Raw genomic sequence first — 20,539 nt, forward strand, 5'->3', positions numbered from 1 at the left:
TGCATCCATTTTGAATGTGCTACCGCCATCGCGAGCAAGCTCGGCTCCCACAGGTCCGGTGGTGTGCCTGGATGTGCCGGTTGCCCCCAATCCCCAGTGGGAGCGGGCTTGCTCGCGAAGACGGTGGGTCAGCTTGCATCCATTTTGAATGTGCTACCGCCATCGCGAGCAAGCTCGGCTCCCACAGGTCCGGTGGTGTACCCGGATGTGCCGGTTGCCCCCAATCCCCTGTGGGAGCCAAGCTTGCTCGCGAAGACGGTGGGTCAGCTTGCATCCATTTTGAATGTGCTACCGCCATCGCGAGCAAGCTCGGCTCCCACAGGTCCGATGGTGTGCCTGGATGTGCCGGTTGCCCCCAATCCCCTGTGGGAGCCAAGCTTGCTCGCGAAGACGGTGGATCAGCTAGCATCCATTTTGAATGTGCTACCGCCATCGCGAGCAAGCTCGGCTCCCACAGGTCCGGTGGTGTGCCTGGATGTGCCGGTTGCCCCCAATCCCCTGTGGGAGCGAGCTTGCTCGCGATGGCGTTCGATCAGGCATCCGCCCTGTGGAGCCGGGCCAACGCCTCCTCGGCCAGCCGCCGAGTCAGCTCGGCCGTCGACAGCTCGCGGCCCAGAGGGAAGGCCTGGCCGGCCCAGAGGTTACTGAAGTCTGCTTCACCCTTGGCGCGCAACGGCATCAATGCACCACCCGCCAAGGGAAAAGCCGGGGCCAGTGGGCTCATCGGGCCCACTTCGCGCATCACCCGGTTGACGATGCCTCGGGCCGGGCGACCAGTGAACAGGTTGGTGACAGCCGTCTGGCTTTCCTTGGCCGTGCGCAACGCCCGGTGATGCGACGCGCTGATCTTCGCCTCGGGGGTGAACAGGTAGGCGCTGCCCAGTTGCACCGCCGAGGCACCCAGGGCGAATGCCGCGACGATTCCCCGCGCATCGCCAATGCCGCCGGCAGCGATCACCGGCACCTTCACTGCATCCACCACCTGCGGCAGCAAGGCAAACAGCCCGACTTGGGTGTTGAGGTCGTCGCTGAGGAACATTCCGCGATGACCACCGGCTTCGTAACCCATGGCAATGATCGCGTCGCAACCATGCTGTTCAAGCCAGATGGCTTCCTCGACGGTGGTGGCCGAGGAAAGGATTTTCGCGCCAGTGGCCTTCACCCGATCCAGCAAGGATTTTTCCGGCAGGCCGAAATGGAAACTGACAACTTTGGGACGCATCTCTTCCAGCACCCGGCAGGCGGCATCGTCGAACGGCGTGCGGTTGGACACCGGGGTCGGCGCGTCGAAGTCGACGCCCAGTTCCTGATAATACGGCTTGAGCCGTTGCTTCCAGGCCTCGGCTCGCTGTTCGTCAAAGGCCGGCGGCTGGTGACAGAAAAAATTCACATTGAACGGTTTGTCGGTCTGCTCGCCGATGGTCGTCAGCGCCTGGCGCAGTTGCTCGACATCGAGCATCGCCGCCGGCATCGAACCCAGCCCGCCGGCATTGCTCGTCGCGACCACCATGGCCGGCCCGGTCACCCCGGCCAGCGGCCCCTGGATGATGGGCAGCTCGATACCGAGCAGGTCAAGAATGCGAGTGTCTGGCCACTGGCTCATGTGCGGGTCTCCGACGGCAGAAGGAAACAGCGGTTTTAGCAGGTGTGGGCCGGCGAGGGCCAGTCGAGTTTTTCAATCGAGCGTTGCAACTTGATCCCGACGGCGGGAGGGTTACCATGCGGGCTTCATACATCAAGGAGCCCAACCCATGGACGTGAAACTCAAGACCGTCGAACCCTTCACCGTGGCCGGTTTGCAGGTGCGCACCCGCAACACCGACGAGCAGCAGCCCGACACCGCTCGGATCGGCCCGATGTGGCAGCAGTTCTTCAATGATGGGCTGTTCGACACGATTCCGGCCCGGCAGTCGGAGTCGTTCGTCTACGGGGTGTATTCCAATTACGAGTCCGATGCCACTGGCCACTTCGATGTGACGGCCGGGGTGCAAGTGGATGCGACCAGCGCAGGCTACCCCGCCGTGGACATCGAGGGCGGGGATTACCTGATGTTTGCGGCCAAGGGGCCGATGCCCGACTGCGTGATCCAGACCTGGGGCCTGATCTGGGCGTACTTCGCGGATAATCCGCAGACGCTGCGCCGCTTTACCACCGATTTCGAGGTCTACAGCGGCCCCGATTCGGTGGCGATCTACATCGGCATTCAATCCCCGGACGAGCGCTCCAGCGCCAGCAACTGACGCTTGCGCTCCACACCCCAGCGATAGCCCGACAGGTTGCCGTCGCTGCGTACCACTCGGTGGCAAGGGATCGCCACCGCCAGGCTGTTGGCGCCGCAGGCCTGAGCCACGGCGCGCACGGCCTTGGGCATGCCGATGCGCTGGGCGATCTCGGCGTAGCTGGCGGTGCTGCCGGCGGGAATATCCCGCAAGGCTTGCCAGACCCGCTCCTGGAAGGCGGTGCCGCGCAGGTCCAAGGGCAGGTCCAGGCCCAGGGCCGGTGCTTCGATGAAGCCAACCACCTGGGCGATCAACTGCTCGAACTCGCGGTCGGCGCCGATCAGGTTGGCCCGGCGGAACTTGTCTTGCAGGTCCCGCACCAACGCGTCCGGGTCGTCCCCCAGCAGGATCGCGCACACGCCACGCTCGCTTTGCGCCACCAGGATCGCCCCGAGGGAGCATTGGCCGACGGCGAAACGGATGTCGGTGTTCTGCCCGGCGGCGCGATAGTCGGCGGGTTTCATGCCCAACACCTTGTCGGCTGCCTCATAAAAGCGGCTGTTGGAGTTGAAGCCGGCGTCGTACAGCGCCTCGGTGATCGTGCCGCCATCGGCCAGGCGTTCGCGTACCTTGCGTGAGCGGTGGGCGGCGGCATAACCCTTGGGGGTCAGGCCAGTGACTGCCTTGAAGACCCGATGAAAATGAAAGGGACTCAAGCCCGCGCTCTCTGCCAGTTCATTCAGGCCAGGCAGTTCCTCGGCCGCCTCGATCTGCCGGCAGGCGGCGGCAACCCGTGCCGCTTGTTGGGCGGCGATCTGGGTCTGGTCCCGAGCCACGCGCTTGCTGGGCCGGTAACCGGCGGCCTGGGCCTGTTCCGGCGTGTCGAAGAACTCGACGTTGCGCGGGTTGGGCAGGCGCGACAGGCTGCTTGGGTGGCAATAGATGCCGGTGGTTTTCACGCCATAGACGAAGGTGCCGTCGGCGCGTGGATCCCGGGCGAGCACGGCGGCCCAGCGAGGATCCAGTTCAGGGGCGAGATTGTTCGAAGTGCTGTTCATGGTCGTTATGTCCATTGGCCCGTTTTGCCTACAATAGCGAGCCATTCCAGTGGCGACACTCCGGGTCTTGCGGTTGAATTCTGCACCTTCACCCGGCGGTGCGAAACGTCAGGTTGATCCGCTGGGTACCCAGGCGCGGGTGCTGGCCTTCCTTGAGCGGCAACACGCCGTGGTAGCGCAACCGGTCCACGCCGCCCCAGACCACGATGTCGCCATGGAACAACGGGATGCGCAGGCTTTTGTCACTGCGCTCGAAGCCGCCGAACTGGAACACCGCCGGCAAGCCCAGGGACATCGAGACGATGGGGGCGGCGAGGGAGCGTTCGTTCTTGTCCTGGTGCAGCGACATCCGCGCGCCGGGCACGTAGCGGTTGATCAGGCAGGCGTCGGGTTCGAAATGCTCGAAGTACGCCTGCCGGGCGGCGGCCTGGGCCAGTTCGCGAAACACCGCCGGCATGTCGGGCCAGGGGTGGCCGGTCTGCGGATCGTGGGCGGTGTAGCGATAGCCGCTGCGGTCGGTGGTCCAGCCCAGCGCACCGCAACTGCTCAAGGCCACCGACATGGTAAAGCCACCGGGCGTGACCATCTGCCGGAAAGGCGCCGCCTGCAAGACGCTTTCCAGCGCCGGCAGCAAGCGCTCGAGCCAGGGCAGGGCGAACCCGCGCAGCACGAACGCTTGCTGGCCGATCTGCTCGACCTGGCCAGGCGTGGTGGGCGCCTGGTCGGCGAACAGGTCCAATGTGAGCGGTGTGTCATTACTGCGCATCATGAAAAATGATTCCCAAGGTGTGCCGCCTGCCGCTGTGCACGCAGCTGACGCCATGGCGCATGTTCACCCGATAATAACCGCGAACGCCTTTGACGGGCCGCTGGTGCACGGCAAACACCACGGCATCGCCCTGTTTCAGATCGATGACCTGGGGCCGCGATTGCATGCGCGGGCGCTGTTCGGTGAGGACAAACTCGCCGCCGGTAAAATCCCGACCCGGTTCCGACAGCAGGATCGCCACCTGCAGTGGGAACACCTGCTCGCCGTACAGATCCTGGTGCAGACAGTTGTAGTCCTGCGGACCGTATTGCAGCAACAACGGCGTAGGCCGCGATTGCCCGGCGGCGTGACAGCGCCGGATGAAGTCAGGGTGTTCGTGGGGGTAGCGCACTTCAATACCCATGTGTTCATTCCAGCGGTTCGCCAGCGGTACCAACGCTGGATACAACGACTGGCGCAACTGCTGGATGAGGTCGGGCAGCGGATAGCGAAAATACTGATACTCGCCGCGCCCGAATCCATGGCGGGCCATGATCACCCGCGAACGAAAAAGCCCGGGTTCGGCGTACAGACCACTCAGCAGCCGGCATTGTGTTGTCGGTAGCAGGTTGCGAATGATTGCACAGCCGTCCTGGTCGAGGCTGTTCTCCAGGGCTGGCCAGTCCAGGTCGTGTATGCATTGGATTAGCGAGGGTAGGGACATGATGACAATCCTTGGTAGAAAGGACTGGTCAGTCTGGGGAGTGCTTTGACGGCTGACACTCCGGATCTTGCGGTGTGTCAACGGCCGAGCGCTCACCTACCCTGAGCTGACACACCCGTCACCCTGTGGCGAGAGGATTATCTGTGGGAGCAAGGCTTGCCCGCGATGAAGGCAACGCGTTCTGTCGGGGTGAACGAGGCGCCTGCATCGCGGGCAAGCCTTGCTCCCACAATGGGGATAACCCTCCCACAAAAACAGTCGGATGAGTTGTTACAGCGCTTTGCTGACCTTGACGTCGCTGATCACGTCGTCGGTCTGGCCATGCAGCTTTTGCAATGCGGCCCTGGCTTCTTCCTCGGTCCCGGTTTCCAGTTGCGCGAATTCGAAGCGGCGTTCGTCGTTGAGCTTGTACTTGATGACGTATTTGGTCGTCTGGGACACGGTTTTGCCTGTCTTGAAAGTGGGCGAGGCTCAGCTCAGTTTCGAGCTGGAACGCCGGATGATTTTGATCTTGTGGGTCAGGGTCGGTTTGCGCGTGACGCTGATTGCACGGCGGTTGACGGTGTCGATGGTGATGTTCCAGAAACCGGTGCTAGGGGCAGTGATCCGGGCCGGGAAGGTGTCGAACGCGCCGCCGTGATACGTGTGCCGGCCGCCGTTCTTGAAGCTACGGAAGTTGGCGTCGTTCATCAAACGGATGTTGCACATTTGGGAGCATTCGATGACGACAATGTCGTCTTCGTTCAGGTGCTCGCGCTGGTGGATGAATTTCATGGGCGCCTCCAGAAGGGCTTTTTCTACAAAATCAAAACGATAGCAAGGGGCAATGATGCGCAGTTTATCAGCCCCGAGTGTTAATATCCGGCCCGCGCTCCAGGCTTTGTTCATTTATTGCAGGTTGCGGGAAAAATAAAGCGGTGCGGCACCGGAGAAAAACGGCGTCTGCACTGTCGGAGGATCTTTATCGGAGGAATCATATGAAGCGCAGCGTGTGGGTGTTGGCATTGGCCATGAGTGGATGTGCATCGGTATCGGACATCAACCAGACGCCCCCCACCATGAGCGTCATCTCCGGAAAGAAACCTCACGAATATGCCAAGTGTGTTTCCGACAAACTGGCCAAAAGCCGTGGTCCGCTGCAAGTGGAGCCACACAAGAATGGCGTTCGATTGATCGTCCCGGGCAAACTGTCGACCCTGCCGGCGGCGGTGTTCGACATTGACGAGCGCTCCAGCGGCAGCAGCATCAAGCTGCACGAAAGCATGTCCAATGTACCGGTGCGTCCGGGCGACGTGCAGGATGCGGCCAACGCCTGCATTTCCGGCTGATCGCATTGCGCGCCTGACGAGCGGACCGGGCATCGGATAAACTACTGCCCTCGACAAAAAATGCCGCCACGGTTCACGTTGGCGGCATTGTCATTCATGGAGTCAGTCGATGAAACGCGAGCAGGTGCGCGAGCGCCATGCAGAAGGTCTTATCTGTGCCACCCACGTGATTCAGAACCCGGCGAGCCCGGGCGAATGGATCGTGTTCTTCAAGAAAAGCGCCGGACGCAGTTTTTTCCTGGTGGATGACCAGGACGAAGTCGAGTCCTTTGCCCGTCTCGACGAACTGATCGAAACCCTGCGCGGGCTGGGCATCAAGTTTGCCGAGATTCACATTTGATTACTTGCAGACCACCACGACACTGCGGCTGGTGAAGTTGCCGACGTCGACGCCCAGGGTCTTCTCGCTTTCCTTGGCCTGGGGCGTGCCGTCGGTACCGACGATGCGGTAGCCGGTGCCGGCACAGGACGCATCGGCCTTTTCGTAGCACGTCGCCCAGGAGTTGGCCTCACCCGAGCAGTCGATGGCCAGGCCTTGTTCGCCGTTGTCCAGGTAGGTTTTTTCGGCTGAGGCACAGCCCGCCAGGGCCAGGACTGCAAACAGTGCCAGAAGTGTCTTCATGGGGTCGTCATCAAGGAGGGAAGGGCAAGCGCGAGATTATAGCGAATGGCCACTCCGGTACAGCTAAACAAGCCTCGTTCAATGCCCGCGTGGCATTTTTACGAGGCTCGTCTGGTTACTTCTTGCGGCGGGGGCTGCGGGCGGGGGCGGTGTCGCGTTCTTTCACTGCGGGGGCAGCGCGCTCATCCTGGAATACCGCGGCCACTTCCACCGCCATGGCCTTGCTGGGCAAGGGACCGGCGACCTGCTCGCCGTGGTAGTTGATAATCCACCACTGGCCGTCCTTGCCCTGGCTGACCGAATAACCGTTTGCGTTTCTTGTTGCCGACATCTAGCTGCCTCATTGGCGTGATCAAGGGCACCATGATACGTCAAATGCTCGCAAACAGCGCTCACTGGCGTACAGTGGGTCCGCTGGAGCCATCGAAACGAAAGGCGATTGAACTATCCGCCGTTTTTTATTTCTCTATGATGGCACCGGTTGGCCAGCGCGGGCATTGTAAGGTGCCTGTTGCCTGATTAGACTGCGCCGAAACTCGTACACACCGCCTTTTCAAGGACTTATATGATCAAGAAATGCTTGTTCCCAGCAGCCGGTTACGGTACTCGCTTCCTGCCAGCGACTAAAGCCATGCCCAAAGAAATGCTGCCGGTGGTGAACAAGCCACTGATCCAGTACGGCGTCGAAGAAGCCCTCGATGCGGGCCTGACGGAAATCTCCATCGTCACCGGCCGCGGCAAACGCGCCCTGGAAGACCATTTCGACATCAGCTACGAGCTGGAAAACCAGATCAAGGGCACCGACAAGGAAAAATACCTGGTCGGTATCCGCAAACTGCTGGATGAGTGCTCGTTCTCCTACACTCGCCAGACCGAAATGAAAGGCCTGGGCCACGCGATCCTTACCGGCCGCCCACTGATCGGTGACGAACCGTTCGCCGTGGTCCTGGCGGATGACCTGTGCGTCAACCTCGAAGGCGACGGCGTATTGACCCAGATGGTCAAGCTGTACAAGCAGTTCCGCTGCTCCATCGTGGCGATCCAGGAAGTCGATCCGCAGGAAACCAACAAGTACGGCGTGATTGCCGGCGAAATGATCCGCGACGACATCTACCGCGTTCACAGCATGGTTGAAAAACCAAAACCTGAAGACGCACCGTCGAACCTGGCGATCATCGGTCGCTACATCCTGACCCCGGATATCTTCGACCTGATCGAACAGACCGAGCCAGGCAAGGGCGGCGAGATCCAGATCACCGACGCCCTGATGAAACAGGCCCAGAACGGCTGCGTCATGGCCTACAAGTTCAAGGGCAAGCGTTTCGACTGCGGTGGCGCCGAAGGCTACATCGACGCGACCAACTTCTGCTTCGAGAACTTCTACAAGACGGGCAAGGCTTACTGATAGCCTGCGCCACGCCTTGAAAAAAACGCCCCGACTGGTTCGGGGCGTTTTTTTTGGCTTGGGGAAAAGTCTCTCGCCAATCATCAATCACACAAACAAAACCCTGTGGGATATGAAAAATCCTGAGACCACCCCAAAACAACTGTGGGAGCGAGCTTGCTCGCGATAGCGGTGGGCCAGCCTACACCCATGTTGAATGTGCCGCCGCCATCGCGAGCAAGCTCGCTCCCACATGGATCGGCGTAACTTGAGCGGCCCAACTGGCTTTTCCATTTTCCGCCCCCATAACCATCGCAACGCTGCCTCAGGTGAAAACAGCAGGTATGCTGATGACCTGCCGAAGGAGATAGAAAATGGCCTACGATTTTGACTTGTATGTGGTTGGCGCCGGTTCCGGTGGTGTGCGGGCTGCGCGGTTTGCCGCCGGTTTCGGGGCCAAGGTGGCCGTGGCGGAGAGCCGTTACCTGGGCGGGACCTGCGTGAACGTGGGCTGCGTGCCGAAAAAACTGCTGGTCTACGGCGCGCATTACGCCGAGGACTTCGAACAGGCGTCGGCCTATGGCTGGACGGCGGGCGAGGCGAGTTTCGACTGGGCCACGTTGATCGCCAACAAGGACCGGGAAATCAATCGCCTCAACGGCATCTACCGCAACCTGCTGGTCAACAGCGGCGTCGTGCTGCACGAAGGTCACGCCAGGCTGACCGGGCCCAATGAGGTCGAGATCAACGGCCAGCGCTACACCGCCAGGCACATCCTGATCGCCACGGGCGGTTGGCCGGTGATCCCGGACATTCCGGGGCGCGAGCACGCCATCAGCTCCAACGAGGCGTTCTTTCTCAAGGAACTGCCCAAGCGCGTCATCGTGGTGGGCGGTGGCTACATTGCGGTGGAGTTCGCCGGGATCTTCCACGGCATGGGTGCGCAGACGTCCTTGCTCTATCGCGGTGAGCTGTTCCTGCGCGGCTTTGACGGTGCGGTGCGCAAGCACCTGGCAGAAGAGCTGACCCGCCGTGGCCTGGACCTGCAGTTCAACGCAGACATCAAGTCCATCGAAAAGCTGGACGATGGCAGCCTCAGGGTCGAGCTCAAGGACGGCAAGACGTTGCTCACCGATTGCGTGTTCTACGCCACCGGCCGGCGGCCGATGCTCGACAACCTGGGCCTTGAAACCACCGGCGTCACGCTGGATGAGAAGGGCTTTGTCCAGGTCAACGAAAAATACGAGACCGCTGAACCGTCGATCCTGGCCATTGGCGACGTGATCGGTCGCGTCCAGCTCACCCCCGTTGCCCTGGCCGAAGGCATGGCGGTGGCGCGGCGTCTGTTCAAGCCCGAGCAGTATCGATTGGTGGATTACCGGATGATTCCCACCGCCGTGTTCAGCTTGCCGAACATCGGCACAGTTGGCCTGACCGAAGAGCAGGCCAGGGAGGAGGGGCATGAGGTAGAGATTTTCGAAAGCCGGTTCCGGCCGATGAAGCTGAGCCTGACCGAATGCCAGGAACGCACCCTGATGAAACTGGTGGTGGATGCCCGGACCGACAAGGTGTTGGGATGCCACATGGTCGGGCCGGATGCCGGTGAAATCGTCCAAGGGCTGGCCATCGCACTCAAGGCCGGCGCCACCAAGCGCGACTTCGACGAAACCATCGGCGTGCACCCGACGGCTGCCGAAGAATTCGTGACGATGCGTACGCCCGTCGCCTCCTGACCACCCGACGAACATATGGCGAGCGAGCCGGCTCGCCATATTAAGTTTTCTTCTATCTATTTAGCTGCTGATAGCCAAAACCAATCATTCGCATCAGGTTTGCCAATGAGCCAGCCTGGGGATGAGTGGTTAAGATCCTCTCCATCAACTTTCAACCCTGACGGAGAAACATCGATGCCTATCATCAACAGCCAAGTTAAACCGTTCAACGCTACCGCTTTCAAAAACGGCGAATTCGTCGAAGTATCGGACGCCAACCTGAAAGGCAAATGGTCTGTCGTGTTCTTCTACCCGGCTGACTTCACCTTCGTTTGCCCAACCGAGCTGGAAGACCTGGCCGACAACTACGCCGAGTTCCAGAAGCTGGGCGTCGAGATCTACAGCGTTTCCACCGACACTCACTTTGCCCACGCTGCCTGGCACAACACTTCGCCAGCCATCGGCAAGATCCAGTACACCATGATCGGCGACCCGACCCACGTCATCTCGCGCAACTTCGACGTGCTGATCGAAGAAGTCGGCCTGGCTGACCGCGGTACTTTCGTGATCAACCCTGAAGGCCAGATCAAGATCGTTGAAATCAACGACGGCGGTGTAGGCCGTGACGCTTCCGAGCTGCTGCGCAAGATCAAGGCCGCTCAATACGTTGCTGCTCACCCGGGCGAAGTCTGCCCAGCCAAGTGGAAAGAAGGCGAGGCCACCCTGGCTCCGTCCCTGGACCTGGTCGGCAAGATCTAAGTCTGTGAGTCATCCGAGGGCGATCCGCTCTTAATCAAGTAAGCCGCTTCGCCCCAAAAAACGCCCGGGCGAGATTCGCTCGGGCGTTGTTTTTTCTGAATTCAAAAAATGGAAATCGCCCGTATGTTGGACGCCAATCTTAAAGCTCAGTTGAAGTCATACCTGGAACGGGTCACCCAGCCGATCGAGATCGTCGCCTCCCTCGACGACGGTGCGAAATCCCAGGAAATGCTCGCGTTACTCCAAGACGTTGCCAGTCTTTCCCATCAGATTACCTTGCTCGACAACGGCAGCGATGCGCGCAAGCCTTCGTTTTCGTTGAATCGCCCGGGAGCCGATATCAGCCTGCGTTTTGCTGGCATTCCCATGGGCCACGAATTCACTTCGCTGGTGTTGGCCTTGCTGCAAGTTGGCGGTCACCCTTCGAAGGCCAGTGTCGACGTCATCGAACAGGTCCGCTCCCTCAAGGGCGAGTTCAACTTCGAGACCTATTTCTCGCTGTCGTGCCAGAACTGCCCGGACGTGGTCCAGGCGCTGAACCTGATGGCCGTACTGAATCCAGACATTCGCCACGTTGCCATCGACGGCGCGCTGTTCCAGGCCGAAGTCGATGAACGCCAGATCATGGCCGTGCCGAGTGTGTACCTCAACGGTGTGAACTTCGGCCAGGGTCGCATGGGCCTGGAAGAGATTCTCGCCAAGATCGACACCAGCGGCATCGAACGCCAGGCCGAGAAAATCAGCGCCAAGGACGCCTTTGATGTGCTGGTAGTCGGCGGTGGCCCGGCCGGTGCTTCGGCGGCGATCTACGCGGCCCGTAAAGGCATCCGCACTGGCGTGGCGGCCGAACGTTTCGGCGGCCAGGTGCTCGACACCATGGCCATCGAGAACTTCATCTCGGTCCAGGAAACCGAAGGGCCGAAACTGGCCGTCGCCCTGGAAGAACACGTCAAGCAGTACGATGTGGACATCATGAACCTGCAACGTGCCGACGCCTTGGTGCCTGGCAAAGACGGCGGGCTGCATGAAATCAAGTTCGCCAGCGGTGCGAGCCTCAAGGCCAAGACCGTGATCCTGGCGACCGGTGCCCGCTGGCGCGAAATGAACGTGCCGGGCGAGCAGCAGTATCGCAACAAGGGCGTGGCGTACTGCCCGCACTGCGACGGTCCGCTGTTCAAGGGCAAGCGCGTGGCGGTGATCGGCGGTGGTAACTCCGGCGTCGAGGCGGCCATCGACCTGGCCGGTATCGTCGCCCACGTCACGTTGCTGGAGTTCGATGTGCAATTGCGTGCCGACGCGGTATTGCAGCGCAAACTGCACAGCCTGCCGAACGTGACGGTGATTACCAACGCCCAGACCACCGAAGTGACTGGAGACGGTCAGAAGGTCAATGGCTTGCGCTACAAGGACCGTCCGAGCGGTGACGTGCGGGATGTGGAGTTGGAGGGGATCTTCGTGCAGATTGGTCTGTTGCCCAACACCGATTGGCTCAAAGGCACTGTCGAGCTGTCACCGCGGGGTGAGATTATCGTCGATGCCCGGGGTGAAACCTCGATCCCTGGCGTGTTCGCCGCCGGTGACGTGACCACCGTGCCGTACAAGCAGATCGTGATTGCCGTAGGCGAGGGCGCCAAGGCTTCGCTGAGTGCTTTCGACCACCTGATCCGAACCTCTGCGCCGGCCTGAACAACCGATAGCGGAAAAAACAAAACCCCATGAGCCTGGCTCATGGGGTTTTGTTTTGGATCACGCATCCCCCTGTGGGAGCGAGCTTGCTCGCGATAGCGGTGGGTCAGCCTGGATCCAGGTTGAATGTGCCGCCGTCATCGCGAGCAAGCTCGCTCCCACAGGGGGACGGTGGAGAGGTTTACAGCGGCGCAGGCTGGATGATTTCAACCCAGTAGCCATCCGGGTCCTTGATGAAGGCCAGGCTTTTCATGCGGCCGTCGTTCAGGCGTTTCTGGAAATCGCAGCCCAGTGCTTCGAAGCGCTCGCAGGCGGCGACTATGTTCGGTACCGAGATGCAGATGTGGCCGAAGCCGCGTGGGTCGGTGTTGCCGTTATGGTAGGCGAAGGCCGGGTCGCTTTCGGTGCCATGGTTGTGGGTCAGTTCCAGGATGCCAGGGATCGACTTCATCCATTCGGTCCGCGCCGCCGCGTCCGCCGGGATCTGGTTCTTGTCCACCAGTGCCAGGAAGTACAGGCTGAACTCGGCTTCCGGGAAGTCGCGTTTCTCCACCAGCGAGAAACCCAGCACGCGGGTGTAGAAGTCCAGGGACCGGGTGATGTCCTTGACTCGCAGCATGGTGTGGTTGAAGACGAACTTGGCCGTGGCGGCATCAGGTTGTGCGGTGACGCCAGGGAAAGTATTGAGTTCGTGCAGGCTCATGGGCCCTCCGGAAAATAAGTGGGGCAAACGGCGTCGCAAGCTTGGTTGCGACGGTTCCTGGGCTTGCGTCAGACGGCTTCCTTGCAGGTGCGCCCATGATACGCAAGGGACGCGGTGTCGCCAAACCGCGTGTGGCTATTGCCTGCTTCTGCCTCGGGCTTCAGACTTTACGATTCGCCCTTGAGTGCCAACGCAATGATTCGACCGTTCCTTTCGCTGTTTGTCCTGCTGTTTGCCTGCATTGCGAGTGTCGGCGGCGTCCAGGCGGACGAACCGCAGATCGCCTGGCCCCAAGGCTGGGTTGTCGAGCCACTGCCCGCCGATGCGGCGGCGTCGGGCCCCTTGCGACAACGTGCAACCAAGAGCGATTCGGCAGGCAATGCCGTGATGGTCATGGAATTGACCACGACTACCGTCGAGCCCGATCACCAGGTCAACTTGCAAGGCGTGTTGCTGGAAATGCGCAAGTCGATCCAGAAGGATTTCTTCCAGGGCGGTTACCAAAGTGTGTGCAATAAGATCCATGCTTCCATGTTGGGCGGCGTAACTGCATTGGAAACCACTTGCACGATCACGCAAAACGGACGCCATGTATTGTCTCAGGCACTCGTCGCGGCACTAAATGGGGGCAAGGCTTATGTGCTGTCCTATGCAGGGCAGGCGCAGGTGTTTGTTGAAAGCCAGGATGAAATACAGTCGGTGCGAAACAGTTTGAAACTATAAGGCCGTCAGTGTAATACGCTCGGGATTTAATCCAAAAAGTTTAGCCCATAAAAAAGCCCTGAGTGTATTCAGGGCTTTTTTTGATCATGGACGCTGTCAACCACGCAACCAGGAATCGACGGTAGCTGCACCGTACTGTTCTTTCCAGGCTTTCAGACCGCGGTGATTACCGCCTTTGGTCTCGATCAACTCGCCGGTGTGCGGGTTCTGGTAAACCTTTACCACTCGCGCACGGCGGGTCTTGATGGGTTTGGTCGATTGCAGGCTCGCCTTGGACGGGTTCGGGTCGAGGATCGCGACGATGTCGCGCAGGCTCTTGCCATAGGTTTTCATCAGTCCCTGGAGCTTTTCCTCGAATTCGATTTCCTTCTTGAGCCCGGCATCGTTCTTCAGCGATTCCAACTGCTTGAGCTGTTCTTGAAGGGCCTTTTCGGCTGCACGAAATTCAGCGAGTCTGGACAAAATCGTTACTCCAATCAAAATATTTGGCTGATACCAACCGCAAACAAAGCTATAAGCCGAGCGCCTTGGTGTTAATGACTCTCCTGCTATCTGGCACAGGTAGAAAAATTGTAGTAGTTAATCCGGAAAGTGTAAATCGTAACTTTTTCGTTATGTAACAACAGCAAAAGCTTTTATCAGTTGGGCATCGTCGTCAATAGATCGGCGGCGGTTAACTGCCATTAAGGTCGGTCAAGGTCTCAATGAACGCCTGCCCGCTAATCGGTCGACCAAATAGATAACCCTGTAGAAAGTTCACCCCATGGGCGCTCAGGTAGTCGCTTTGCTCGACGGTTTCGACGCCCTCGGCCACCATGTCCAGGCCCAGCTTGCCCGACAGTTCGATGATGCTGTCGAGCAGGTGCCGTGACAGCGTATCGGCACCGATCATCGCGACAAAACTCTGGTCGATCTTCAAGAAATCCACGTTGAACTGGCGCAAGTACGCCAGGCTGGAATGACCCGTGCCGAAATCGTCGAGGGCAATCTTGACGCCCAGTTCCCGCAGCTGGTCGAACAGTTGCCGGGTAACGGGCGTAGGTTCGATCAGTTCGCGCTCGGTCAACTCCAGCACCAGGGCAATCGCACCCGGCGCGAAGGCGGCGAGAAATTCGCGACAATCGTCCACCAGCGCCAGATCCTGGCAGTGGCGGGCGGTGATGTTGATGCCGACATGAAACGGTGCTTCGAGTTGAGGCGCCAGCGGTGCCAGCAGGTGCATGGTCTGCTGCATCAGCGCCCGGGTCATCGGTACGATCAGGCCGCTGTGTTCGGCGAACGGGATGAACAGGTCCGGGCGAACGAGGCCTTCCTTGGGGTGATTCCAGCGCATCAGCACTTCGACGCCGGCCCAGCGTTTGCTGTCGCTGTGCACGACCGGTTGCAGATAGGGCACGAACTCGCCGGCTTCCAGGGCCCGTTGCAGTTCACGACTGGGCGAGGAGGCGCGTTTTTGCAGCCAGTGCCCGAGGGTCCCGGCCACGACGCCGAAGAAGATCAGCAAGCTGAACAGCGGCGGATATTCCCTGGCCATGTAGCGCCAGGTTTCACCCTCATCGAAGCCGGCTTCTACGTTGAAGGCGTAGCGCGATGAACCCAGCTCGCTTTGGGCGACCGGCAGCCCGGGTATGGGCGCCGGTCGGACCTTGCCGTCCGCCGCCAGCCAGTTCGGCCCGACTTGCAGCCGTAGCCGGGTCTGGCGGCCGATCAAGCGCAAGACGTTCGTCAGGTGGTACCCGTCAAGCGTGGCCAAGGCGCCTTGATGGCCCTCGTTGATCCGGTAAATCAGTAGCGCGGTATCCGGCGTGACCGGGTTGCCGTCCATGAGCCACAAGGTGCCTTGATGGTAGTCGCTCGGGTTGACGCGTTCCTCGAATGCACCGAACAGCGAGCTGCAATACAGGTTGTTGTCCCAGATAAGGTTGGTCGAACGGACAAAGGGCCGGCGCGTCACTTGTTCGCGTAATGCCAGCTTCACCGCTTCGCAGGGCTGGCCGGCCAGGGGTAATAGTTCATGGGCCGCCAAGGCCGTGTTGTCGAGCATCAGCTCGATCTGCCTGACCAGTTCCTCGGCGGTCTGCCGGGTCTGTTGCGCCAGCGTCCGTTCGGCCTGCATGTACAAAATGGCCAGCCCTGACAGCATCGGTACCAGGCCGCAAAGCAGGGTGACGAGATAGCGACGGGGCCGGGTATGCGAGCGCGTAGCGGTCAAGGGCATCGGCACAACCTGAGAAGAAAAGGGATGAGGGGGAATCGTCGGATGCCGACCATGATAGATGGCTTGCCGGGTGCTTGCTGACCACAGGGTGACTGTGGGAGCGAGGTCTGTGGGAGCAAGGCTTGCCCGCGATGAACGATCATTCGGTCCACCTGGAGAGCCGAGGTGCCTTCATCGCGAGCAAGCTTTGCTCCCACAGGTTCAGTGCCAGGCTCCCACAGGTTTGATGCCGGGCTCATGACTGCCGGGCCAGCTCGATAAACGCCAGGGTGGCGGGCGAGGCCTGGCGGCTGTCCAGGACTGCCAGGCCAATCTGGCGCGGCACCCGCGGCGACAAGGGGCGCACGACGAAGCCCAGGCTTTCGCCCTCCGGCAACGAACCTTCGGACACCACGCTCACCGCCTCACCGCGCCTGACGATATCCAGGGTGCTGAGCAGTTGCGAACACCGAAAACGCACATTCGGGGTCAGCCGGGCGGCATTGAACAGGCGCGAAACCAGCTCCGATGATCCGGCCTCGGTGTGCACGAAGGGGTCGTTGCACAGGTCCTTGAGGCTCAGGCTGGCCCGGGCGGCGAGGGGATGGTTAGTGGGCAGCAGGGCGACCATCTGATCTTCCATCAGCATGAACGTATCGAAACGCTCCTCGGGCAACACCACGAAGCCGACGTCGATCCGCCGTTCGTCCAGCCACTGGAGGACCTGCCTGTCGGGTCCTTCGTCGATGTGCACTTCGATGCCCGGGTGCAAGTCTCGATAGCGCTGCAGGATACCGGGCAACAGTTTCATCGATGACGTGGGCCCGAACGAGCCGATGCGCAAGGTGCCTCGGCGCATGCCCCGGGCATCGGCGGCTTCCTGGCGCAAGGTGTTGGCCAGCCCGAGCATGGCCCGGGCCCGCAGAAGCAATTGCTGACCAATGTCGCTGAGTTCCACCTGGGACTGATGACGCCTGAGCAATTCAACGCCCAATTCTTGTTCCAGGGATTTGATGGCGTGGGATACCGCTGACTGGCCGATGCCCAGGCGCGTTGCCGCCGCCGTGAACCCCCGCAGCTCGGCGACCAGGGAGAAGATTTCGAGTTGGGTGAGGGTCATGAGGAATTGCTCATTTTACGATGACAAGGCATGAGCCAAATAATGAGGTATCTGACTTGAATCAGGAAGCTGCACAACACCTTTTGGCAAGGTTCCACCCTGTGGGAGCAAGCTTTGCTCCCACAATTAACCACCCTCGCCACAGGTTCTGCGTTGTTCTCATTAGCGTGCGGTGGTGAAACCATGAAAACTCTCGAACAAACCCTCCCAGCCTCGTCGGACCTGCCGGTCTACTTGAAGCTCGCCATGGTCACCATGATCTGGGGCGGGACCTTCGTGGCCGGCCGGATCCTTGCCGATGCCTTGGCGCCGATGTTTGCCGCCAGCCTGCGTTTCCTGCTGGCGAGTCTCGCGCTGCTGTCGTTTCTCGCCCTGGCCGGGATCCCGCTGGCCAGGCCCAGTGTGAAACAGGGGCTGCAATTGGCCGCGCTGGGGTTCTTTGGCATCTTTTTCTACAACCTGTGCTTCTTCTATGGCTTGCAGTACATCAATGCGTCGCGGGCCTCGCTGATCGTGGCCTTGAACCCGGCGGTGATCGGGCTGGCGTCCTGGTGGTTGTTCAAGGAGCGGCTGAGCCGGTTGAAAGTGGCGGGCATCGTGCTCTGCATCGGTGGGGCGGGATTGGTGATCGTCAGTCGTGATCCGTCCTTGTTGCAAGGCGCCGCGCAGGGCTGGATCGGCGATCTGCTGATTTTTGGCTGCGTGCTGGGCTGGGGTATCTATTCGCTGTTTTCGAAAAAACTCAATGACAGCCTCGGCCCCTTGCAGACCGTGACCTGGTCGATTCTGCTGGGCACGCTGATGTTGTGGCTGGCCTGCGCGGCGGCGGGCGAGATTCGTGTCGAAGCCCTGCGCGGCCTGGACGTTGAGCAATGGCTGAGCCTGTTGTACCTCGGCGTGCTGGGCTCGGCCCTGGCCTATATCGCCTGGTATGACGGCATTCGTCGGATCGGTGCGACCCGTTCCGGGGTGTTCATCGCGCTCAATCCGTTGACGGCGGTGCTGCTGGGGGCGCTGCTGCTGGACGAACGGCTCACGGCCTTGATGTGTGTCGGCGGGGGCGTGATCCTGGTGGGCATTTTCCTGTGCAACAAACCCCTTGCGCGGTCGAAGGAAAAGGCGATTTGATACAGAAGGCGGACAAACCTGGTTACGCTGTGTAGAATCGAGTTACGCATATAAGAATAACGTCTTCTGGCAGCAGAAGCCTCGCCCGCAAGAGCCTTGGGTCGACAATGAAGATACTTGGGTTTCAACTGATCTATGGCGATTTCCTCGCCCGCAGCGTTCGTGGCATTTCCTGCGCGCCGCCCCGTGTCCTCAGCATCGCCAGCAACTAACGTTTTTTGTTAATTGACCCGACTGATGAGGCGCCGACATGGCAGATCTATACGAAAACCCCATGGGCCTGATGGGCTTTGAATTCATCGAATTCGCATCCCCGACCCCCAACACCCTGGAGCCGATCTTCGAGATCATGGGTTTCACCAAAGTGGCCACCCACCGCTCCAAGGACGTGCACCTGTATCGCCAGGGCGCGATCAACCTGATCCTCAACAACGAACCCCACAGCGTGGCGTCGTACTTTGCCGCCGAGCACGGTCCGTCGGTGTGCGGCATGGCGTTCCGGGTCAAGGATTCGCAAAAGGCCTACAAGCGTGCCCTGGAACTCGGCGCCCAGCCGATCCACATCGAGACCGGCCCGATGGAGCTGAACCTGCCAGCGATCAAAGGCATCGGCGGTGCGCCGCTGTACCTGATCGACCGTTTTGGCGAAGGCAGCTCGATCTATGACATTGACTTCGTGTTCATCGAGGGCGTTGACCGCAACCCGGTGGGCGCGGGCCTGAAAATCATCGACCACCTGACCCACAACGTCTATCGCGGACGCATGGCCTACTGGGCCGGCTTCTACGAGAAGCTGTTCAACTTCCGCGAGATCCGCTACTTCGACATCAAGGGCGAATACACCGGCCTGACCTCCAAGGCCATGACCGCCCCGGATGGCATGATCCGTATCCCGTTGAACGAAGAATCGTCCAAGGGCGCCGGGCAGATCGAAGAGTTCCTGATGCAGTTCAACGGCGAAGGCATCCAGCACGTGGCCTTCCTCACCGATGACCTGGTCAAGACCTGGGATCACCTGAAAAGCATCGGCATGCGCTTCATGACCGCGCCGCCGGACACCTATTACGAAATGCTCGAAGGCCGCCTGCCGAACCACGGCGAACCGGTGGATGAACTGCAATCGCGGGGCATTCTGCTGGACGGTGCTTCCGAGCAGGGCGACAAGCGCCTGCTGCTGCAGATCTTTTCGGAAACCCTGATGGGGCCGGTGTTCTTCGAATTCATCCAGCGCAAGGGCGACGATGGTTTCGGCGAAGGCAACTTCAAGGCGCTGTTCGAATCCATCGAGCGCGACCAGGTGCGTCGAGGTGTGCTGGCGACCGAGTAAGGCCTGAGCCATGAAAAAGCCCGCCCGGCAGTGATGCCGGGCGGGCTTTTTATTGCCCGACACAGTTCCAAATGTGGGAGCGGTGTAAGGCTCAGGCCCTGCGCTGCTGCCGCACCAAGTGCTTGAACCCTTCGAACACCAGCACCGCCACCGCCATCCAGATGGGGATGTAGGTCAGCCATTCACCGGCCTTGATGCTTTCGCCCAACAGCAGTGCAACGCCCAGCAGCAACACCGGCTCTACATAACTCAACAACCCGAACAGGCTGAACGGCAGCAACCGACTGGCGACGATGTAGGATACCAGCGCGCTGGCACTGATCACCCCGAGCACCGGGATCAGCAGCGACAGCCACGGGTATTGATCGAAAACGTCGAGGCCCTGTTCACCGCTTTGCACGAACCACAGCGCCACGGGCAGCATCAGGGTCATGTCCAGCCAGAGCCCACCCAGGTTGTCGGTCTTGATGCGTTTGCGCAGGATGAAATAGATCGGGTAGCCGATCACCACCAGCAAGGTTGCCCAGGAAAAACCACCCACCTGGTACAACTCGTTGAACACGCCAAGGGTGGCGAAGAACACGGCGACTTTCTGCAGGTAGGAAAGGCGTTCGCCGTAGACGATGCGTCCGGTCAGCACCATCGACAGCGGCAACAGGAAGTACCCCAGCGACACGTCCAGGCTGTAGCCATTGAGCGGCGCCCACATGAACAGCCACAGTTGCGCGCCCATCAGTGCCGACGAGGCGATCGCCGCGATCAACAGCCGTGGCGTGGCGATCAGGCGTTGGATCAGCGCCGTGACCAGTTTCCACTCCCGGGTCACCAGCAGGAATGCGGTCATGCACGGCATCGTCAGCAGCATGCGCCAGCCGAAGATTTCCACGCCTGTCAGCGGTGAGAGCAGCGAGGTGTAGTAGTACATGACGGCGAACAGCGCGGAGGCCGAGACCGATAGAACGATGCCTTTGGACACGGTGATTCTCTTGAGGGCGATCAATCAACACCCTGCCTGTGGCGAGGGTGTTGATGGTGGGAGCAAGGCCTGTGGGAGCAAGGCTTGTGGGAGCAAGGCTTGCCCGCGATAGCCACGCCACGGTT

23 protein-coding genes are annotated in these 20,539 nt (G+C 60.4%); 10 read left to right on the forward strand and 13 right to left on the reverse strand.

The window, feature by feature from the left end; translation table 11 throughout:
• Nucleotides 1–532: 532 nt before the first annotated feature.
• On the reverse strand, nt 533–1,603 hold the full coding sequence (locus F7R20_RS18060; RefSeq protein ID WP_003203019.1) for an NAD(P)H-dependent flavin oxidoreductase: 1,071 nt from the start codon (nt 1,601–1,603) through the stop codon (nt 533–535).
• Between the two features lie 148 nt (nt 1,604–1,751).
• Between F7R20_RS18060 and F7R20_RS18065 the strand changes: the two genes are divergently transcribed.
• Nucleotides 1,752–2,240 (forward strand): GyrI-like domain-containing protein, encoded by a 489-nt coding sequence (locus tag F7R20_RS18065; protein WP_003203017.1) that lies wholly within the window; start codon nt 1,752–1,754, stop codon nt 2,238–2,240.
• Here the strand turns inward: F7R20_RS18065 and ada are convergent.
• From ada to F7R20_RS18085, 5 genes are all read right to left on the reverse strand, one after another.
• Nucleotides 2,204–3,277, reverse strand: coding sequence for a bifunctional DNA-binding transcriptional regulator/O6-methylguanine-DNA methyltransferase Ada (ada, locus tag F7R20_RS18070; protein ID WP_003203015.1), 1,074 nt, complete (start codon nt 3,275–3,277; stop codon nt 2,204–2,206). The genes F7R20_RS18065 and ada overlap by 37 nt on opposite strands.
• A gap of 88 nt (nt 3,278–3,365) precedes the next feature.
• Nucleotides 3,366–4,046 carry a DNA oxidative demethylase AlkB gene (alkB, locus tag F7R20_RS18075; RefSeq protein WP_028237641.1) on the reverse strand — a complete coding sequence of 227 codons (681 nt, stop codon included), beginning with the start codon at nt 4,044–4,046 and terminating at the stop codon, nt 3,366–3,368.
• Nucleotides 4,033–4,749 (reverse strand): 2OG-Fe(II) oxygenase, encoded by a 717-nt coding sequence (locus tag F7R20_RS18080; RefSeq protein ID WP_003203010.1) that lies wholly within the window; start codon nt 4,747–4,749, stop codon nt 4,033–4,035. The genes alkB and F7R20_RS18080 overlap by 14 nt, the downstream gene beginning before the upstream one ends.
• A gap of 270 nt (nt 4,750–5,019) precedes the next feature.
• Complete coding sequence (locus F7R20_RS31680) at nt 5,020–5,190, reverse strand: hypothetical protein (protein WP_003203009.1); 171 nt, start codon at nt 5,188–5,190, stop codon at nt 5,020–5,022.
• Nucleotides 5,191–5,220: 30 nt separating this feature from the next.
• Nucleotides 5,221–5,523 carry a DUF1883 domain-containing protein gene (locus F7R20_RS18085; RefSeq protein ID WP_003182962.1) on the reverse strand — a complete coding sequence of 101 codons (303 nt, stop codon included), beginning with the start codon at nt 5,521–5,523 and terminating at the stop codon, nt 5,221–5,223.
• A 203-nt stretch (nt 5,524–5,726) separates the two neighbouring features.
• Between F7R20_RS18085 and F7R20_RS18090 the strand changes: the two genes are divergently transcribed.
• Both F7R20_RS18090 and F7R20_RS18095 read left to right on the forward strand, forming a co-directional pair.
• Nucleotides 5,727–6,077, forward strand: a complete 351-nt coding sequence (locus F7R20_RS18090; protein ID WP_003203007.1) for a hypothetical protein — start codon at nt 5,727–5,729, stop codon at nt 6,075–6,077.
• Between the two features lie 109 nt (nt 6,078–6,186).
• The gene (locus F7R20_RS18095) at nt 6,187–6,417 is read left to right on the forward strand and encodes a hypothetical protein (RefSeq protein ID WP_003203005.1); all 231 of its coding nucleotides are present in this window, start codon (nt 6,187–6,189) and stop codon (nt 6,415–6,417) included.
• On the opposite strand, the gene F7R20_RS18100 is transcribed toward F7R20_RS18095, so the two are convergent.
• Both F7R20_RS18100 and F7R20_RS18105 read right to left on the reverse strand, forming a co-directional pair.
• The gene (locus F7R20_RS18100; RefSeq protein ID WP_003203004.1) at nt 6,418–6,699 is read right to left on the reverse strand and encodes a hypothetical protein; all 282 of its coding nucleotides are present in this window, start codon (nt 6,697–6,699) and stop codon (nt 6,418–6,420) included.
• A 115-nt stretch (nt 6,700–6,814) separates the two neighbouring features.
• The gene (locus F7R20_RS18105; RefSeq protein WP_003203002.1) at nt 6,815–7,030 is read right to left on the reverse strand and encodes a hypothetical protein; all 216 of its coding nucleotides are present in this window, start codon (nt 7,028–7,030) and stop codon (nt 6,815–6,817) included.
• A gap of 234 nt (nt 7,031–7,264) precedes the next feature.
• On the opposite strand from F7R20_RS18105, the gene galU reads away from it, so the two are divergent.
• The 4 genes from galU (at nt 7,265) to ahpF (ending at nt 12,240) form a co-directional block, all read left to right on the forward strand.
• Nucleotides 7,265–8,104 carry a UTP--glucose-1-phosphate uridylyltransferase GalU gene (gene galU / locus F7R20_RS18110; RefSeq protein WP_003182953.1) on the forward strand — a complete coding sequence of 280 codons (840 nt, stop codon included), beginning with the start codon at nt 7,265–7,267 and terminating at the stop codon, nt 8,102–8,104.
• Between the two features lie 353 nt (nt 8,105–8,457).
• Entirely contained in the window at nt 8,458–9,816 is a 1,359-nt protein-coding gene (gene gorA / locus F7R20_RS18115) for a glutathione-disulfide reductase (RefSeq protein ID WP_003203000.1), read from the forward strand.
• 174 nt (nt 9,817–9,990) lie between these two features.
• Nucleotides 9,991–10,554, forward strand: coding sequence for an alkyl hydroperoxide reductase subunit C (gene ahpC, locus F7R20_RS18120; protein ID WP_003202998.1), 564 nt, complete (start codon nt 9,991–9,993; stop codon nt 10,552–10,554).
• Nucleotides 10,555–10,677: 123 nt separating this feature from the next.
• Complete coding sequence (gene ahpF, locus F7R20_RS18125; protein ID WP_003202997.1) at nt 10,678–12,240, forward strand: alkyl hydroperoxide reductase subunit F; 1,563 nt, start codon at nt 10,678–10,680, stop codon at nt 12,238–12,240.
• A gap of 181 nt (nt 12,241–12,421) precedes the next feature.
• On the opposite strand, the gene gloA is transcribed toward ahpF, so the two are convergent.
• Nucleotides 12,422–12,943: a lactoylglutathione lyase gene (gloA, locus tag F7R20_RS18135; RefSeq protein WP_003202995.1), complete on the reverse strand. Its 522-nt coding sequence runs from the start codon at nt 12,941–12,943 to the stop codon at nt 12,422–12,424.
• A 195-nt stretch (nt 12,944–13,138) separates the two neighbouring features.
• On the opposite strand from gloA, the gene F7R20_RS18140 reads away from it, so the two are divergent.
• On the forward strand, nt 13,139–13,666 hold the full coding sequence (locus tag F7R20_RS18140; protein WP_003202993.1) for a DUF4946 domain-containing protein: 528 nt from the start codon (nt 13,139–13,141) through the stop codon (nt 13,664–13,666).
• Between the two features lie 96 nt (nt 13,667–13,762).
• On the opposite strand, the gene F7R20_RS18145 is transcribed toward F7R20_RS18140, so the two are convergent.
• The 3 genes from F7R20_RS18145 to F7R20_RS18155 all read right to left on the reverse strand — a co-directional run bounded on the left by F7R20_RS18145 (nt 13,763) and on the right by F7R20_RS18155 (nt 16,983).
• On the reverse strand, nt 13,763–14,128 hold the full coding sequence (locus F7R20_RS18145; RefSeq protein WP_003202992.1) for a histone-like nucleoid-structuring protein, MvaT/MvaU family: 366 nt from the start codon (nt 14,126–14,128) through the stop codon (nt 13,763–13,765).
• Between the two features lie 211 nt (nt 14,129–14,339).
• Complete coding sequence (locus F7R20_RS18150) at nt 14,340–15,884, reverse strand: EAL domain-containing protein (RefSeq protein ID WP_003202989.1); 1,545 nt, start codon at nt 15,882–15,884, stop codon at nt 14,340–14,342.
• A 235-nt stretch (nt 15,885–16,119) separates the two neighbouring features.
• Complete coding sequence (locus tag F7R20_RS18155) at nt 16,120–16,983, reverse strand: LysR family transcriptional regulator (RefSeq protein WP_003202987.1); 864 nt, start codon at nt 16,981–16,983, stop codon at nt 16,120–16,122.
• Nucleotides 16,984–17,166: 183 nt separating this feature from the next.
• Here F7R20_RS18155 and F7R20_RS18160 point away from each other — a divergent pair, with 183 nt between their 5' ends.
• On the forward strand, nt 17,167–18,111 hold the full coding sequence (locus tag F7R20_RS18160; protein ID WP_003202985.1) for a DMT family transporter: 945 nt from the start codon (nt 17,167–17,169) through the stop codon (nt 18,109–18,111).
• A gap of 250 nt (nt 18,112–18,361) precedes the next feature.
• Nucleotides 18,362–19,438: a 4-hydroxyphenylpyruvate dioxygenase gene (gene hppD / locus F7R20_RS18165; RefSeq protein WP_003202983.1), complete on the forward strand. Its 1,077-nt coding sequence runs from the start codon at nt 18,362–18,364 to the stop codon at nt 19,436–19,438.
• A 91-nt stretch (nt 19,439–19,529) separates the two neighbouring features.
• On the opposite strand, the gene rarD is transcribed toward hppD, so the two are convergent.
• Nucleotides 19,530–20,414, reverse strand: coding sequence for an EamA family transporter RarD (gene rarD / locus F7R20_RS18170; RefSeq protein ID WP_003202980.1), 885 nt, complete (start codon nt 20,412–20,414; stop codon nt 19,530–19,532).
• Nucleotides 20,415–20,539: the final 125 nt, after the last annotated feature.

Origin of the sequence: Pseudomonas brassicacearum subsp. brassicacearum, assembly GCF_008801605.1 — a bacterium.
GTDB classification, from domain to species: Bacteria; Pseudomonadota; Gammaproteobacteria; order Pseudomonadales; family Pseudomonadaceae; genus Aquipseudomonas; species Aquipseudomonas brassicacearum.